General features: G+C 74.6%; 17 protein-coding genes. 5 read left to right on the forward strand and 12 right to left on the reverse strand.

Annotated elements, in window-relative coordinates:
* Positions 1 to 7 precede the first annotated feature (7 nt).
* Genes NYO98_RS09520 through NYO98_RS09545 form a run of 6 tightly spaced genes read right to left on the reverse strand, consistent with a single transcriptional unit; the run spans position 8 to position 4747 of the window.
* Positions 8 to 661 (reverse strand): GTP cyclohydrolase II, encoded by a 654-nt coding sequence (locus tag NYO98_RS09520; RefSeq protein ID WP_268111395.1) that lies wholly within the window; start codon positions 659 to 661, stop codon positions 8 to 10.
* A complete protein-coding gene (locus NYO98_RS09525) occupies positions 658 to 1389 on the reverse strand; it encodes a RibD family protein (protein ID WP_268111396.1) in 732 nt (243 codons plus the stop codon). Before NYO98_RS09525 ends, NYO98_RS09520 begins: the two co-directional genes overlap by 4 nt.
* The gene (locus NYO98_RS09530; RefSeq protein WP_268111397.1) at positions 1382 to 2308 is read right to left on the reverse strand and encodes a lysylphosphatidylglycerol synthase transmembrane domain-containing protein; all 927 of its coding nucleotides are present in this window, start codon (positions 2306 to 2308) and stop codon (positions 1382 to 1384) included. Before NYO98_RS09530 ends, NYO98_RS09525 begins: the two co-directional genes overlap by 8 nt.
* Entirely contained in the window at positions 2305 to 3363 is a 1059-nt protein-coding gene (locus tag NYO98_RS09535; protein WP_326494425.1) for a glycosyltransferase family 4 protein, read from the reverse strand. The genes NYO98_RS09530 and NYO98_RS09535 overlap by 4 nt, the downstream gene beginning before the upstream one ends.
* Positions 3360 to 3755: a 6-pyruvoyl trahydropterin synthase family protein gene (locus tag NYO98_RS09540; RefSeq protein ID WP_268111398.1), complete on the reverse strand. Its 396-nt coding sequence runs from the start codon at positions 3753 to 3755 to the stop codon at positions 3360 to 3362. The genes NYO98_RS09535 and NYO98_RS09540 overlap by 4 nt, the downstream gene beginning before the upstream one ends.
* On the reverse strand, positions 3743 to 4747 hold the full coding sequence (locus NYO98_RS09545; protein WP_268111399.1) for a zinc-dependent alcohol dehydrogenase: 1005 nt from the start codon (positions 4745 to 4747) through the stop codon (positions 3743 to 3745). Before NYO98_RS09545 ends, NYO98_RS09540 begins: the two co-directional genes overlap by 13 nt.
* Positions 4748 to 4817: 70 nt before the next feature.
* Here NYO98_RS09545 and NYO98_RS09550 point away from each other — a divergent pair, with 70 nt between their 5' ends.
* The 3 genes from NYO98_RS09550 to NYO98_RS09560 are packed head-to-tail and all read left to right on the forward strand — an operon-like array spanning position 4818 to position 7811.
* Positions 4818 to 6521, forward strand: coding sequence for a sulfatase-like hydrolase/transferase (locus tag NYO98_RS09550; protein ID WP_268111401.1), 1704 nt, complete (start codon positions 4818 to 4820; stop codon positions 6519 to 6521).
* Positions 6522 to 6564: 43 nt separating this feature from the next.
* Positions 6565 to 7083, forward strand: a complete 519-nt coding sequence (locus tag NYO98_RS09555; RefSeq protein ID WP_268111402.1) for a sigma-70 family RNA polymerase sigma factor — start codon at positions 6565 to 6567, stop codon at positions 7081 to 7083.
* Positions 7080 to 7811 carry an anti-sigma factor family protein gene (locus tag NYO98_RS09560; RefSeq protein ID WP_268111403.1) on the forward strand — a complete coding sequence of 244 codons (732 nt, stop codon included), beginning with the start codon at positions 7080 to 7082 and terminating at the stop codon, positions 7809 to 7811. Before NYO98_RS09555 ends, NYO98_RS09560 begins: the two co-directional genes overlap by 4 nt.
* Here the strand turns inward: NYO98_RS09560 and NYO98_RS09565 are convergent.
* Together NYO98_RS09565 and NYO98_RS09570 are read right to left on the reverse strand one after the other, a co-directional pair.
* Entirely contained in the window at positions 7794 to 8159 is a 366-nt protein-coding gene (locus NYO98_RS09565) for a hypothetical protein (protein ID WP_268111404.1), read from the reverse strand. The genes NYO98_RS09560 and NYO98_RS09565 overlap by 18 nt on opposite strands.
* 5 nt (positions 8160 to 8164) lie before the next feature.
* Positions 8165 to 8896 (reverse strand): CDP-alcohol phosphatidyltransferase family protein, encoded by a 732-nt coding sequence (locus NYO98_RS09570; protein WP_268111406.1) that lies wholly within the window; start codon positions 8894 to 8896, stop codon positions 8165 to 8167.
* Positions 8897 to 9087: 191 nt separating this feature from the next.
* Between NYO98_RS09570 and NYO98_RS09575 the strand changes: the two genes are divergently transcribed.
* Positions 9088 to 9951 (forward strand): DUF559 domain-containing protein, encoded by an 864-nt coding sequence (locus NYO98_RS09575; RefSeq protein ID WP_268111407.1) that lies wholly within the window; start codon positions 9088 to 9090, stop codon positions 9949 to 9951.
* Between the two features lie 72 nt (positions 9952 to 10023).
* Here NYO98_RS09575 and NYO98_RS09580 read toward each other — a convergent pair whose 3' ends face one another.
* Entirely contained in the window at positions 10024 to 11475 is a 1452-nt protein-coding gene (locus tag NYO98_RS09580; protein WP_268111408.1) for an RNB domain-containing ribonuclease, read from the reverse strand.
* A 51-nt stretch (positions 11476 to 11526) separates the two neighbouring features.
* On the opposite strand from NYO98_RS09580, the gene yaaA reads away from it, so the two are divergent.
* Positions 11527 to 12306 carry a peroxide stress protein YaaA gene (yaaA, locus tag NYO98_RS09585; protein WP_268111409.1) on the forward strand — a complete coding sequence of 260 codons (780 nt, stop codon included), beginning with the start codon at positions 11527 to 11529 and terminating at the stop codon, positions 12304 to 12306.
* A gap of 111 nt (positions 12307 to 12417) precedes the next feature.
* Here yaaA and NYO98_RS09590 read toward each other — a convergent pair whose 3' ends face one another.
* Genes NYO98_RS09590 through NYO98_RS09600 form a run of 3 tightly spaced genes read right to left on the reverse strand, consistent with a single transcriptional unit; the run spans position 12418 to position 15424 of the window.
* Positions 12418 to 13512, reverse strand: a complete 1095-nt coding sequence (locus tag NYO98_RS09590; protein ID WP_268111410.1) for an FUSC family protein — start codon at positions 13510 to 13512, stop codon at positions 12418 to 12420.
* Positions 13513 to 13526: 14 nt separating this feature from the next.
* Positions 13527 to 14267: a zinc ribbon domain-containing protein gene (locus tag NYO98_RS09595; RefSeq protein WP_268111411.1), complete on the reverse strand. Its 741-nt coding sequence runs from the start codon at positions 14265 to 14267 to the stop codon at positions 13527 to 13529.
* 38 nt (positions 14268 to 14305) lie between these two features.
* Positions 14306 to 15424 (reverse strand): Nif3-like dinuclear metal center hexameric protein, encoded by a 1119-nt coding sequence (locus tag NYO98_RS09600; RefSeq protein ID WP_268111412.1) that lies wholly within the window; start codon positions 15422 to 15424, stop codon positions 14306 to 14308.
* Position 15425: the final 1 nt, after the last annotated feature.

The following is a 15425-nucleotide window of genomic DNA, read 5'->3' on the forward strand; positions in this document are numbered from 1 at the left end:
CCATCCGTCAGGTCGCCGGCAGCTGCAGCACGTGTCCACCGGCGGCCTTGGCGGCGAGGTAGCCGTGGTTGACCGGGCTGAGGTGGAGGCCGGTGCGCACCCGGCGCTCGACCATCACCCCGGCCGCCTCGAGCTGGGCGGCCTTGTCGGGGTTGTTCGAGAGCAGGTCGAGCCGGTCGACGCCGAGCGCCTGCAGCATCTGCACCGCCACGGTGTAGTCCCGCGCGTCGTCGGCGAAGCCGAGGGCGCGGTTGGCCTCGTAGGTGTCGAGTCCGCTGTCCTGGAGGGCGTAGGCGTCGATCTTGTTGTAGAGCCCGATGTCGCGCCCCTCCTGCCGGAGGTAGAGCAGGTAGCCGCCGGCGTGGCTGACCCGTCGGACCGCCTCGTCCAGCTGGGGCCCGCAGTCGCAGCGCGCGCTGCCGAGCACGTCGCCGGTGAGGCACTCGCTGTGCAGCCGCACGAGGGGTACGCCGACCGGGTGGGCGTCGTCGTGCGCGCGGCTCCCCAGCCCGATGGCCACGTGCTCCCGGCCGTCGACGAGCCCGTGGAAGGTCGTCAGCCGGGCGGGCACCGGCGTGCCGTCGGCCAGCCGCAGCGGCAGGTCCACCTCGCGCCGGACGGCCGCGACGGGGACGGGTTCGGAGACGGGTTCGACGCTCATCCGGCGTCCTCGACGGTGTCCTCGGCGGTGTCCTCGACGGTGTCCTCGAAGCGGGGCGAGAGGGCGTAGCGCAGCAGGACGACGTCGCCGATCTGCTGGGTCTGCGCGAGCCGCGCGCGGTGGCCCGGGTTCCAGGGGAAGGCCCCGTCGCCGACGAAGCGACGGGCCTGCGAGCTGCCCACGAAGAACGGGGCGACGACCAGGTGCAGCTCGTCGGCGGCCGCGGACGTGAGGAACTGGGTGTGCACCCGTCCCCCGCCCTCCACCATCAGCCGTCGCACCCCGCGGTCGTGGAGGTCCGCGCTGAGCCGCGCCACCTCGACGTCCGGACCGCCGTCGACGACGGTCGCCACGTGCGCCAGCCGGCTCCGGGCCGTGGGCAGCGACGGCGTCGCGCAGTAGACGATCTTCTCGCTGGTGCCGGTCGCGAAGAAGTTGCTGTCGGCGTCGAGCCGGGCCTGCCTGGTCATCGTGACCTTCGTGGGTGACTCGGCCATCCCCCGCGCCCGCCGCCGCTCCCGCAGGGCGGGGTCGCGCACCAGCAGCCGCGGGTTGTCGTCGCGCACCGTGCCTGCCCCGACGAGGATCGCGTCGCACTCCGACCGCACCCGGTCCACCCGGCACAGGTCGGCGTCGTTCGACAGCACCAGCCGCTCCCGGGTGGCGCCGCCGAGGTAGCCGTCGAGCGAGATGCTGCAGCTCAGGATCGTGTAGGGACGTTCAGGCACGGACCCTCCCCTCGATTGTGGCGGGAGCCGTCGTCCGATGCCCCGACGCGAGCACCACGACGAGTCCCGGCAGGTTCGCGACCAGCACCATCGCGCCGTACGCCACCGCCGTCGCCACCCCCGTGGCGGCGCCCAGCCCCGCCACGGCGAACGCCCACGCCGCCATGCCCTCCCGCGGGCCCCAGCCCGCCAGGTTGAGGGGCAGCCCGGCGGCGAGGAGCACGACGAGCACCAGCGGGAGCAGCGTCGCGACGCTCGCCTCCACGCCGACCGCGCGGGCCGCGACGACGTACGTCGCCACGTAGCCCGCGAGTGCCACCAGCGAGGCGACGACGACGCCGGGCCACGACCGTCGCACGAGCAGCGCGAGGCGCACGTCGTCCCGTGCGGTGCGCGCCAGCCGGCCCCACCAGCCGTCACCGCGCGCCGACCGGACCGCCAGCACCGCGACCGCGGCGAGGACCACGAGCCCCGCCAGGACCCACGTCAGCGCCGGGCGCACGGCCGACGGCAGCAGCCCCACGACGAGCACCGCGACGACCGCCTGCACCACCTGTCCGGCGGCGCGCTCCCAGCCCACCGCCCGCAGCGCACGCCCGGTCTCCCCCGTCGAGCGGCCGTGCGCGACGCCGCGGTGCACGTCGCCGAGCACCCCGCCGGGCAGCACCGTGTTGAGCAGCTGCGCGCGGTAGCAGGACGCCACCGCAGCGGGCATCGCGATCTGCACGCCGAGCTCGCGCGCCACGAGGTGCCAGCGCCACGCGCAGGCGACCGTCGTGACGAGGGCGATCGATGCCCCGAGCAGGAGCACCGGCACGTCGAGCGACCGCAGTCCCTCCACGACCGAGGCGCTGCCGACCTGCCAGACGACCACCGCGAGGATCACCGCACCCGCGAGCCGGCGCCACGCCCGCCTCACGGCGCGACCCCTTCGACGACCGCGGCGACGCGCGCCGCTGTCACCGGCCACCCCGTGAGCTGCCCGCGACGCTCGACCGCCCGCGCCCGGAGCTCCTCACGAAGGCCCGCGTCCGTCAGCCACCAGCGCAGCGCCGCCGTCAGGGCACCCGGGTCCCCCGGACGGACCAGGACCCCCGGCACCCCGCGTCGCGGCGCCTCCCCCAGCGCCTCGCGCACCCCGCCGACGTCGGTGGCCACGACCGGCAGGCCGTGCGCCAGCGCCTCGGCCACCACCATGCCGTAGGTCTCCGCGCGGCTAGGCAGGACCAGCAGGTCCGCAGCGGCGTACGCCGCCTCGAGCGCGTCCCCGGTCTGCGCGCCGGCGAGCACGAACCGCCCCGCGAGGCCCATCTCGGCGCTCGTCTTCAGCACCAGGTCCGCGAAGTCGAGGTCGACCGAGTCGGTGCCCACGCAGGTGCAGTGCCACGTCAGGTCGCGCACGTCGCAGAGCGCCGCCAGCAGCTGGTCCTGCCCCTTGACCGGACTGATCGTCCCGACCGACAGCAGGCTCGTCCCGGCGGGCGAGCCCGTGGAGACGGGGCCCCGGTCGACGCCGGGGTGGGCCACGTGCACGACCGACGGAGCGACGGCGTACTCCTCGACCAGCCAGTCCCGGCACCAGCCGCTCGTCGCGACCACCGCGGACGCGGCCGCGACCACCTGCCGCTCGGCGAGCCGGGCCAGCACGTCGTCGACGCCGACGGGCAGGTGCACCAGCAGCACGACCCGCAACCGCTCACCCGCGGGCACCATCACCTCCGGCAGCCGGGACGCCAGGAGCCCGTCGACGAGCACGACCGACCCGTCCGGGATCCGCCCCAGGACGCGTCGCAGGCCCCGCCGTCCCAGCCGCGGCGTCCACGGCCAGCCGCCCTCGACCTGGTGGACCCCGAGCCCCCAGCCGAGGTCGCGCAGCGCCGCGCAGAGCCTTCGATCGTAGGTGTTGCCGCCGCTCGGGCGGCGCGGGTCGTCGACGCCGCGCGGCACGACGACGTGGAGCTCCCCGGCCGTCACAGCGACCTCTCGTAGGTCGCGGACGCGACGTGGGACTCGTGCAGCGTGACGACCAGCCCGTCCAGACGGTCGGCAGCTCCCAGGTCGCCGGCGGCGACCCGCTCGGCGAGGCGGTCGGCGACGTGGCGGGCCAGCACCTCGGTGGTGGTGTTGGTGCCGGCGAAGACCGGCTCCTCGTCGAGGTTGCGGTAGGAGAGCGTCCCGACGACCTCTGCGAGCACCGCCGCCGCCCGGCCGATGTCGACGAGGATGCCGTCCGCGTCGAGCTCCTCGCCGCGGAAGGTCGCGTCCACCACGAACGTTGCCCCGTGCAGCGCCTGGGCCGGCCCGAACACCTCGCCGCGGAAGCTGTGCGCCACCATCATGTGGTCGCGCACGGTCACGCCGAACACGCGACCTCCTCCGACGTGGACGCCACCGGGTAGGTGACGGAGTGGCACAGCGCCGGCAGCTCACGGGACACGAGCCGCGGCATCACCTCCGGCAGCTCCTCGAAGGGCGACTCGCCGGTCAGCAGGCAGTCGAAGGCGTCGTCGCGGAGCAGGTCGAGCGCCAGCGCCAGCCGTTGGGCGGTCGTGCGCCGGTCGCGCCGCGCGGGTGCCACGCGTCCCACCTGGCTGGCCCGCAGCGACAGCCGCCCGGAGTGGAAGCTCCCGCCCAGCGAGACGGTGGTCGGCTCGTCGCCGTACCAGCTGAGCTCGAGCACCGTCCCCTCGCCCGCGAGCAGGTCCAGGCTGCGTTGCAGGCCCGCCGACGTCGCGCTGGTGTGCACGACGAGGTCGCACCCGGGCGGCGCGTCGTCGGGCAGCGCGAAGTCCACGCCCAGAGCCGCGGCCACCGCGGCTCGGGACCCGTCGACGTCCACGAGGGTCACCGAGGTGCCGGGCAGCCGCGACGCCAGCCGCGCCACGCTGCACCCGAGGACACCGGCCCCCACCACGGCGATGCGATCGCCGAGCAGCGGCGGCGCGTCCCACAGCGCGTTGAGCGCCGTCTCGACGATCCCCGCCAGCACGGCGCGCTCGACCGGCACGCCGCCGGGCAGCGGCACGACCGCGGCCGCCGGGACGACGTACGCCGTCTGGTGCGGGTGGAGGCAGAAGACGTCGCGCCCCAGGAGGTCGGCCGGGCCCCCCTCGACCCGGCCGACGTTGAGGTAGCCGTACTTCACCGGGCCGGGGAAGTCGCCGTCCTGGAACGGCGCGCGCATCGCGTCGTGCTGGCTCGCGGGCACGCGACCACCGAAGACGAGGCTCTCGGTCCCGCGGCTCACCGCGGAGCGCAGGGTGCGGACGACCACCTCGTCCGGTCCGGGGGTGGGCAGCGCGACGTCACGGATCTCGCCCGCGCCCGGCTCGCGGAGCCAGAAGGCCCGTGCCCGCATCCGCTCCTCCTCACCGGTGAACCGCGACGGCGCTGGTCCCGTATCCCTCGACGACGTGCTCGTAACCGGGGTGAACGGAGCAGAGGTGCCGACGGTTCAACGGTGGCGCGGTCTCGCCGCGGCCGGCCTGACGCTGCTCGCGCTGGGGCTGGTGCTGGTGGTCCTCACGACCCCGCGCCGGCTCGACGAGATGTCGCCCAGCGCGTTCCTGCGGCTGCCGGTCGAGCTGCTCGTCCTGCTCGCGCTGCTGCTCGTCCTGCCTGACCGCGCGCGGCGCGTGCGCGGCCTCGTGGTGGCGGCGGCCGGTCTGCTCCTCGCCGTTCTCGCGGTGTTCGAGCTGCTCGACCTCGGCTTCGGCCAGGCGCTCAACCGTCCCTTCGACCCGATGATCGACTGGCGCTACGCGGGCGACCTGGTCGACACGGTCCGCGGCTCGGCCCCGGGCGTGCTCGGCGTGGTGCTGCTGGCGGTCGCGGGCGTCGTGCTGGTGGCCGCGCTGCCCGTCGTGCCACTCGCCCTGCTCCGCGTCTGCCGGGTCGCGCTGCGCCACCGACCGGCCACCGCGCGGGCGGTCGCGGTCCTGCTCCCGGCCTGGCTGGTGCTCAGCCTGCTCGGCGTCCGCGCCGGCCCGGTCCCGGTGGCGTCGGACGCCGCGGCGTCGTACGCCGTCGCGCAGGTGGCCCGGGTGCCGTCGCAGCTGCGCGACCAGCGCGAGTTCGCCCGCTCGGCGGCCGAGGACCCCGCCCGCGACACCCCCGCCGCCGACCTGCTCACCGGGCTGCGCGGCAAGGACGTGCTGGTGGTGTTCGTCGAGAGCTACGGGCGCGTCGCGCTCGACGATCCCGGGCTCTCACCCGACGTGGTGGCCGCGCTCGACGACGCCACGCGGCGGCTCGGGGGCGAGGGATACCGGGCACGCAGCGCCTGGCTGACCTCCCCCACCTTCGGGGCGATCAGCTGGCTCGCGCACGCGACGCTCCAGTCCGGGCTCTGGGTCGACAGCCAGCAGCGCTACGACCACCTCGTCACCACCGACCGCGAGACCCTCTCCAGCCTGTTCGGCCGGGCCGGCTGGCGGACGGTCGCGTCGGTGCCGGCCAACGACCGCGACTGGCCGCAGGGCGCGTTCTACGGCTTCGACCACGTCTACGACTCCCGCAACGTCGGCTACCGCGGGCCCCGCTTCGGCTACCCGACGATGCCCGACCAGTTCACCCTCGAGGCGTTCCAGCAGGCCGAGCTCGCGCCGCACGACCGGCGACCGGTGATGGCCGAGATCGACCTGATCAGCAGCCACGCGCCGTGGTCGCGCACCCCCGACCTGCTGCCCCAGGAGTCCGTCGGTGACGGCAGCGTCTACGACGGGATGCCCGAGACGCTGCCCTCCGAGGCCGACATCTGGCCCGACGCCGACCGGGTGCGGGCGGCCTACGCCGACGCGATCGCCTACTCCCTGCGGTCCGTCACGTCGTTCCTCTCGACGTACGCCGACGACGACCTGGTGGTGGTGCTGCTCGGGGACCACCAGCCCGCCACCATCGTCTCCGGCGCGTCGGGCCACGACCCCGGCCACGACGTGCCCGTCACGGTGCTCTCCCGGGACCCGGAGGTCATCGACGCGCTCGGTCCACGCGGATCGGACTGGGGCTGGGACCCCGGGCTGCGACCCTCCGACGACGCCCCGGTGTGGCGGATGGACGCGTTCCGCGACGAGCTCCTCCGCGCGTACGGTCCCGGGGGTCACACTGTGACGGCACGGGCGGTCACGCGTTGAACCATCCGGACGACGGCGCCGTCCTCCCGTTCAGGAGGGTGGGATGCCGAAGGACGAGGTCGCGCTGATGCAGCAGGTGCACGACGAGCACGCCGACGTGCTCTGGCGCTTCTGCCTGCGCCTGGTGGGCAACGACCGCGGCCGCGCCGAGGACGTCACCCAGGAGACGCTGCTGCGCGCCTGGCGCCACGGCACGATCCTCCACAGCCCGCCGGCCGCCGTCCGGTCCTGGCTCTTCACCGTGGCGCGCAACATCGTCATCGACGACTGGCGCAGCCGCCGGGCCCGGCCCGAGACGCCCGTCGACGAGGTGCCCGAGCAGCGCCGCTCGACCGAGGACGACGCCGACGACCAGCTCCTCCTGTCCTGGGTCGTCGCGGAGGCGCTCACCCACCTGTCCGAGGACCACCGCACCGTGCTGCTGGAGTGCTACTACCGCGGCCGCCCGGTCGCCGAGGTGGCCCGCCGCCTCGGCGTGCCCCCCGGCACCGTGAAGTCCCGCACCCACTACGCCCTGCGGGCGCTCAAGCTCGCGCTGGAGGAGATGGGGGTGTCGGCGTGAGCGCCCCGACGAGCTGCCCCCACGCGCACGACGACGCGGCCTACGTGCTCGGCGCCCTGAGCCCCGCCGAGCGGCTCGACTTCGAGCGGCACCTCGACACCTGCGACGAGTGCTCGCGCTCGGTCCGCTCGTTCGCCGGGATGCCCGGCCTGCTCGACCGCGTCGACCCCGGTGTCCTCGCCAACCCGCCGGCCGACCCGCCGCTCCCGGCCACGCTGCTGCCGTCGCTCACCCGGGCGGTCGAGGTCCGCAGCCGCCGACGCGTCCTCATCGTCGCCGGGCTCGCGGCCGCAGCGGCGGCCGTGGTCGCGCTCGCCGTCCCGGCTGCCCTCCACCGCGCGGAGGCGCCGGTCTCCGGCCCCGGCACGAGCACCTCCTCGCCGCCGTCGCCGGACACGGGAGATCCGGTCGAGACGCGCGAGATGGCCCCGCTCGGCGACGTACCCATCGAGGCGCGCCTCGGCCTCGAGCAGGTCACCTGGGGCACCCGGATGCTGCTGACGTGCACCTACGACAAGGACGCGGTCGAGCTCGAGCTGCCCGAGAAGGTGGACTACCTCATGTGGGTCACCGCGGCCGACGGCCGGTCCGAGCAGGTCGGCAGCTGGACGTCGGTGAGCGGCACCACCATGGAGGTGCCGGCCGCCACGTCCGTGCCCCGCGACGACATCGCCAGCGTGGAGGTGCGGACCGTCGACGGACGCGTCGTCCTACGAATGGACGCGTGAGGCGAGCGGGTTGTCCGTGGCGAGCAGCCGCGCACCCGCGACGATCGCGACCACCTCGGCTGCCGCCGCCGTCCACACCGCCCAGCCGGTCCAGTTCGCGGTGACGCCGAACAGGCCGACGGTCGTGGCCAGCACGAAGGCCAGCAGCGTGCTCGCTCCGAAGCCGAGCGCGAGGAACGCCGGCACCCAGTGTCGCCACACGAGCAGCAGGACCGCGATCACGGCCCCCGCGACCGCGTTGAGCATGAACGACGGCCCGAGGAAGTCGTCGTCCCTGGCGAAGTCGAGCCAGAGGTAGAGGTGGACCGCCGCCGAGACGAGGACCGCTGTCGCTGCGAGGACGCGCATCACACTCACCTGCCGTGTTCGAGGACCTTTGCAGGGAGTACGTCCTCGGCACCCGCCCGGTTCAGTCGACGCCGCCACAGCCACACCACGTCCCAGCCGAACGACTCGGCGAGCAGCAGGGCCGCGACGACCAGCGCGGCGTACGTCGTCGCTGCCGGTGCGAGGCCGGACGCCGCGACCGTCAGGGCGATGCCGACGTAGGCCGCCACCACCTTGCGCCAGTAGCGCGGCGGCAACGGCCGATGCATCCACGGCAGCAGGCGGGCCGCGACGGCGTACACGTACCGGACCAGGCCCAGCCCGAGCACCCACGCCCCGTGCTCACCCGCCACGACCACGCTCAGCACCAGGATCAGGAAGGCGTCGGCCTCGCCGTCGAGGCGCGCGCCGTAGGCCGTGGCGGTGCCGGTGCGCCGCGCGACGCGGCCGTCGACGAGGTCCAGCACCAGCGCAGCCGCCGTGATCGCGACGAGGGTGCCGGTCTCCTCCCGGCCGGCGAGGGCCTCGCCCACCAGCCCGGCGACCCCGCACGCGAGCGTCGCGCGGGTCAGCGTGACGAGGTCGGCCGGCCCGAACGACGAGACCCCGTCGACCCCTGCCCGCCGACCCGCCGCGACCGCCAGCACGACCGCGCACGCCGTGCCCGCACCCCAGCCAGCAGGCCCGACCCGCAGCACCGCGAGCAGCGCGACCGCCCCGACGAGGCACACGGCCAGGCCGCTCCGCACTCCGACCACGGGACACCTCCTCCCCCGGACGTACGCTCCCCGCCTCCGGCCGGTTCACCTGCCGGCGCGTCGGACGACCAGAAGTCGTCGGATGCCCGCGCTCCACGCGTGACCGACGTCGGCCGTACACGGTTGTGGTCGTCCGACGCGCCTGTGGATGAGCCGAGCCGAGATGGGCCGGGTCCCGGCAGGCTGACCGGATGGATGCCGCGACAGCTCTGGAGCGCCTCGGCGGGACCGCCGGCGCTCGAGACCTGCTCCGGCTGACGACCCGGCGCCGGCTCCGCCGGTCGGTCGGTCGCGGCCGGGTGGTGCGGCTCGGCCGGGGCAGGTACGCGCTGCCGACGGCCGACGACGCGCGCCGCATGGCGTCCGGGCTCACCGCGATCGTGTGCCTCCGGAGCGCGGCAGCCCACCACGGATGGGCGCTGAAGCATCAGCCGAACGTCCCGGAGCTGATGGTCCGACGCGGGCGCAGGCTCTCGCCGGAGCAGCGGATCGGGGTCACGATCCACTGGGCGAACGTCGCCGACGACCAGGTCGTCGACGGGGTGACGACGCCACTGCGCACTGTCGTCGACTGCGCGCGGATCCTGCCGTTCGACGAGGCCCTCGCCGTTGCGGACTCGGCACTGAGGTCAGGGCTGGTGACGCGGGCCGACCTCGACGCGATCGACGTACGTGGCGCGGGGGCGAGCGCCGTACGCCGGGTGCTCCGACACGCGGATCGGCGCGCCGCCAACCCGTTCGAGTCGGTGCTCAGGGCCCTCTGCATCGAGGCCGGGCTCGCCGTGGCGCCGCAGTCAGCTGTGGACCTGGGCACCGGCACCATCCACCCGGACCTGGTGTGTCATGAGCTCCGCTTGGCTGTCGAGGCCGACTCGTGGACCTTCCACGCCTCTCGCAGGGCGCACCGGCGCGACTGCGCGCGCTACAACCTGCTGGTGATCCACGACTGGCGGGTGCTGCGGTTCACGTGGGAGCAGGTGATGCACGACCAGGCTTACGTCCGCTGGGCTCTGGCCGAGGTCGTCCGGCGCGCCGGACGACCAGAAGTCGCGTGAGCCCTCATCTCTCCCGCTCAGCCGACCTGCACCCGCTGGGTTGTGGTCGTCCGACGCGCCGCCGTACGCCGCTCAGGCGAGCCGGAACTCCACCGTTCGCGTCGTCGGGTCGGCGGCCGCCAGCTCCACGGTGACCTCCTCGCCGAGGGGGAGGTCGGAGCTGCTGACGACCGATGCCTCGATGGCGGGGTCCTGGATGGTGACGTCGCCCTTCTGCCTGCTCTTGTCGTCGAGGTCGACGACGACGGCGGGGAAGCGCTCGCCCACGCGGTCGTGGAGCAGCTCGGCCTCGCAGAGGTCGACGACGGCGTTCTCGTAGCGGTTGGCCCGGCGGCCCGACTCGGCCATCGTGTCGGGGAGCCCGGCCATCGCCTCGACGACCCACGACGGTACGTCGGTGCCGGCGCACAGCGCGACGCAGATCTCGCCGGCGTAGCGGTCGGCGAGCCGGCGCAGCGGCGCCGTGACGTGGGCGTACTCCGAGGCGAGCGCGGAGTGCTGGGCCTGGTCGGGCAGCTCACCGTTGAAGGCGACGTAGCCCGCGCCGCGCAGCAGCCGCGTGCACGCGACGATCATCGCCGCGTGGGTCGGCTTCGACGGGTCGAGCGTGCGGATGAAGTCGGGGTAGAGCTGCTCGGCGGGCCACGAGATGCCGAGGGCGCGGGCGGTGCGGTGCAGCCGTTGCACGTCCCGCGGGTCGGCCGGCGGCAGGGTGCGGAGGATGCCGACGCGGGCGTAGACCATCAGCGAGGCGGCGCCCATCCCGGTGAGGAGCGAGATCTGGGCGTTCCAGGTCTCGACGGGCGTCAGCCGCCGGAACTCCAGCTCCCAGTGCCCGTCGCCGGTCTCGACGAGCTCCTGCTCGGGCAGCGGCAGCGAGACGCCGCCGCGGGCCGCCTCGCGGGCGAGGCGGAGCTCGCCCACCTCCTTGAGCAGGCCGATGAGCTCGTCGGCCCTCCCGGCGTCGAGGTCGGCCTGCACGCCCTCGTACGACAGCTTGGCCCGCGAGCGCACCAGCGCGCGCTCGACCTCGACGTCGGTGCCCTCGCCCGTCTCGTCGACCTTGATCGTCCACAGCAGCGCCGGGCGCACCTCGTCGGGCAGCAACGACGCGGCGCCCTCGCTCAGCACCGTCGGATGGAGCGGGATCTTGGAGTCGGCGCCGTAGAGCGTCTCGCCGCGGCGGTTGGCCTCGACGTCGACCGGGTCGCCCGGCGTGACGAACGCGGCCACGTCGGCGATCGCGTAGTGCACGACGTAGCCGTCGCCCGACCGCTCGATGTGCATCGCCTGGTCGAGGTCACGGGCCGACTCGGGGTCGATCGTGACGAACGGGATGTCCGTCCGGTCGAGCTCCGGCAGCCGGGGCGCCGCGGCCGCCGCGGCCGCGGCCCGCTCGACGGACTCGGGGAAGGTCGGCGTGACCTCGAGCTCCGCCTGGATCGCGGCGATGCCGTCGCGCATCTCCTGGGCCGTCACGCTGTCCCCGCTGGAGCGGACCTTCACCACACGGTTGCTGGGCATGTCCCGACCCTAGCCGTGGTGCGGACACCCCTGCTGCCTACGCTTGCGCGCGTGCTGATCCTCCTGCCGCCCAGCGAGGGCAAGACCGCTCCCCGTCGCGGCAAGGCCCTCGACCTCGGCTCGCTGTCGTCGCCGTCCCTCACCGCGACCCGGGCGACCCTCCTGGAGTCGCTGGTGCGGCTGTGCGGCGACGACGAGGACAAGGCCGCCGCCGTGCTCGGCCTGGGTCCCGCCCAGCGGGACCTGGTGCACCGCAACTCCGTCCTCGAGGACGCGCCGACGGCCCGCGCCGACGCCATCTACACCGGCGTGCTCTACGACGCCCTCGGCTTCGACACCCTCTCCCCCGCGGCCCGGCGCCGCGCCACCGCACGGGTGGCGATCACCAGCTCGCTCTTCGGCATCGTGCGCCCCGGTGACCGGATCCCGGCCTACCGGCTCTCCGGTGACGCCACGCTCCCCGGCACCGGATCGGTCGCCGGAGCGTGGCGCGAGGTCCTCGGCGCGGCCGTCACGGATGCGGTCGGCCGCGGGCTGCTCGTCGACCTCCGCTCGGGGACGTACGCCGCCTTCTGGCGGCCTGACGTCTCGCTGGCCCGCCGCGTCGCGACCGTGCGCGTGCTCCACGAGTCGGCCGGCAAGCGGTCGGTCGTGAGCCACTTCAACAAGGCGACCAAGGGCCGCATCGTGCGCGCGCTGCTCGAGGACGGTGCCGATCCCCGCACCCCTCAGGCGCTCGCCGACACCCTCACCCGGCTCGGCTGGACCGTCGAGGTCGGCGAGCCGACGTCGAAGGGCACCCAGCTCGACGTCATCGTCACCGAGGTCTGAGCGGAGCGTGGAAGTTCGAGGTCACCAGGTGGCTCGGACCTTCCACGATCCAGCGGCGGTCACCGGATATCCGGTGACTCGCGGCCGGCGGGACCGGAGCAGACGCCAGCCCTAGCGGAGCGGGATCACGTCGGTCGCCTCGAGCGGGTCCATCCCGCACAGCGCCAGCATGTCCGCGACGATCGAGCGCACCTGGGCCAGGATCACCTCGGCGGACAGGTCGTCGCTGTGCTCGACCTCGGCCGTGGCGCGTCCGAGGGCGATGAGGTCGTCGATGACCGCCACCGCCATCCGGTTGGCGACCAGCTCGTCGGCGACCCGCTCCGAGAGGTCCGCCAGGTCCCGCATCAGGGAGGCGTACGACGCCGGCACGGGCTCGCGGCGGTAGCAGGCCACGGCGACCCGGCGCACGACGACGCGGGTGTTGCGCAGGGCCACGTCGAGCGGCTCGACGAGCTCGGCGAGCTGGCGCTGGTGCTCGCCGTGCCGTCGCCGGAACGGCGAGGAGCTCACGACCGACAACCCCTCCGACGACGCCGCCCGCAGCTCGGCGATGAGTGCGTCGGTCGACCGGGCGTCACGCAGCACGGCCAGCGCCTTGTCGACGTCTCCGTCACCCAGGCGGTCGGCGGACGAGCGCAGCAGCTCGGCGATCTTGCGCACCACCACGGCCGCCTGGTCGCGCGGCTTGCGCAGCGGCGCGCGCGGGACGACGGTCGCCGCCACGAGCGCCACCGACCCGCCGATGATCGCGTCGGTCCAGCGGAGGAAGGCGTCACCGGGGGCGGGCGCCAGGGCCGCGACCACGATCCCCTGCACGGCGGCCTGGATGACCATGATCTGCCCGGCGTCGAGCAGCAGCGCGATCGACATGCCGGCGGCCACGATGACCGTGATCTGCCACCCGCCCGAGCCGATGAGGTGCGTCGCCGCGTCGCCGAGGAAGACGCCGAGGGCCACGCCGACGGTGACCTCCGCGACCCGGCGCTGGCGCTGGCCGTAGGACATCCCGAGCGACACCACGGCGGCGATCGGCGCGAAGAACGGCAGCCGGTGACCGAACACGTCGGCCGCCAGCCACCAGGCGACGCCGGCGGCGACCGCGCACTGGCCGATCACCCAGCCCTTGGACCGCAGCCGGGCCACCCGGGCGCGCAGCGACGTACGGCTGCGCTCCGCGACGAGCTCCGCGTCGATGAACCGCACGACGCGTCAGCTCCTCAGAGGCCGGACTCGTCGGTGCGCACCAGGATGCGCTGGCACTCCTCGCACCGGATGACCTCGTCGGCGGGAGCGGAGCGGATCCGGGCCAGCTCGGAGGCGTCGAGGGTCATGTTGCAGCCGCCGCACTGGCGGGCCCGGAGCAGCGCGGCGCCGATGCCCTTCTGCTCGCGCAGCCGCTCGTAGAGCGCCACCAGGTCGTCCGGCAGGTCCTCGGTCGCCGGCCCGCGCGCGGCCGACACCTCGTCGAGCGAGCGATCGATCCCGGCCCGCTTCTCGTCGCGCGCCGCGACCAGCTCGGCCAGCCGCGCGTCGATGTCGTCGGCACGGATGCCGAGGCCGTCGAGGACCTGCTGGGCCTCCTCGAGCTTCTCCATCACCTCGAGCTCGGCGTCCTCGAGCGTCGAGATCCGGCGCTCGAGCGAGACGAGCTCGTGCTGCATCCGCTCGAGGTCCTTGGGGTTGGTGATCTGCCCGCTGTCCATGCGGGTGCGGTCGCGCTCGCGGCGGGCCTTGACCTGCTCGACCTCACGGTCGGCCCTCGTCTGCTCGACGGTGAGGTCGTCGACGACGATGCGCGCGTCGCGCACGCGGTCGGTCAGCTCGGTGCGCTCCGCCTCCAGGGCACTGATCTCGGCCAGCTCGGGGAGGTGGCTGCGCTGGTGGCGCAGCTGGGCGGCGCGCGAGTCGAGCTCGGCGACGTCGAGGAGCGCGAGCTGGTGGGTGGGATCGGCCTTCAACGGCTCTCCTGCTTCGACATTCGTGGGGATTCGGGGGATCAGTGGCGGAACGTCCACGGGTCGGTGCACCGCGTGCTGACCCGGGTCTCGACCCTATCGCCCAGCTCCCGGCGCAGCCGAGCCTCCACCGCCGGCAGCCAGGTCCACTCGGCCGCCCAGTGCGCGACGTCGACCAGCGCGGGGCCGCCGTGCTCGAGGAACTCGGCCGCCCTGTGGTGACGGAGGTCGCTCGTGACGTAGACGTCGACGTCGCTGTGGGCGAGCTCGTCGAGCAGGAAGTCGCCCGCCCCGCCGCACACGGCCACCGTGCGCACCCGCCGCTGCGGGTCGCCGGCGACGCGTACGCCGTGCGCGGTCGCCGGCAGTGCCCCCGCGACCCGCGCGGCGAGCTGCTCGAGCGTCATCTCCTCGACCGTGCCGATCCGGCCGGTGCCGGTCGACGCCAGTCCCGGGTCGGCCAGCGGGACCACGTCGAAGGCCGGTTCCTCGTAGGGGTGCGCCGCCAGCAGCGCCCGCACCACCGCCGTACGGCGACCGCGCGGCACGACCGCCTCGACCCGTGCCTCCTCGACCACCTCGAGGTCGCCGACCGCCCCGATCGCCGGCGAGGCACCCTCGAGCGGACGGAACCGTCCCTCGCCCGCGGAGGTCCAGGTGCACGAGTCGTAGTCCCCCAGCCGGCCCGCGCCCGCCTCGGTCATCGCCGCGCGGACGACCTCCGCCGAGTCGACCGGGACGAAGACCACCACCTTGTCGAGCGGTCCGGCGGGTGCCGGCCGGATCGGTGCGAGGTCGGTCAGCCCCAGCGCCAGCGCGAGCGACTCCGACACCCCGGACACCGCCTGGTCGGCGTTGGTGTGGGCGGCCAGCAGCGCGCAGCCGCCGGCCGTCAGGGTGTGGAGCGTGCGGCCCTTCGGCGTGTCCGCGGCGACCGAGCTGACGGGGGTGAGGAACAGCGGGTGGTGCACGACGAGCAGGTCGGCGCCCCACTCCACTGCCTCACGGGCGACCTCGACGGTCGGGTCGACGGCGAACATCACGCGTGCGACGTCGGCCGACGGGTCCCCGGACACCAGGCCGACGGCGTCCCACGAGTCCGCCGTCGCGGGCGGGTACCAGGCGTGCAGCAGGTCGACGACGTCGGCGAGGCTCGGCATG

The sequence above is a fragment of the Nocardioides pini genome (assembly GCF_026712185.1).
Classification (GTDB): Bacteria; Actinomycetota; Actinomycetes; order Propionibacteriales; family Nocardioidaceae; genus Nocardioides; species Nocardioides pini.

Bases quoted from the DNA above. Each gene is read 5' to 3' on its own strand.
- NYO98_RS09545 (WP_268111399.1), bottom strand. From the start codon at position 4,747: ATGCGGGCACGGGCCTTCTGGCTCCGCGAGCCGGGCGCGGGCGAGATC.
- NYO98_RS09580 (WP_268111408.1), bottom strand. From the start codon at position 11,475: ATGCCCAGCAACCGTGTGGTGAAGGTCCGCTCCAGCGGGGACAGCGTG.
- NYO98_RS09565 (WP_268111404.1), bottom strand. From the start codon at position 8,159: ATGCGCGTCCTCGCAGCGACAGCGGTCCTCGTCTCGGCGGCGGTCCAC.
- NYO98_RS09555 (WP_268111402.1), top strand. From the start codon at position 6,565: ATGCCGAAGGACGAGGTCGCGCTGATGCAGCAGGTGCACGACGAGCAC.
- NYO98_RS09520 (WP_268111395.1), bottom strand. From the start codon at position 661: ATGAGCGTCGAACCCGTCTCCGAACCCGTCCCCGTCGCGGCCGTCCGG.
- NYO98_RS09600 (WP_268111412.1), bottom strand. From the start codon at position 15,424: ATGCCGAGCCTCGCCGACGTCGTCGACCTGCTGCACGCCTGGTACCCG.
- NYO98_RS09575 (WP_268111407.1), top strand. From the start codon at position 9,088: ATGGATGCCGCGACAGCTCTGGAGCGCCTCGGCGGGACCGCCGGCGCT.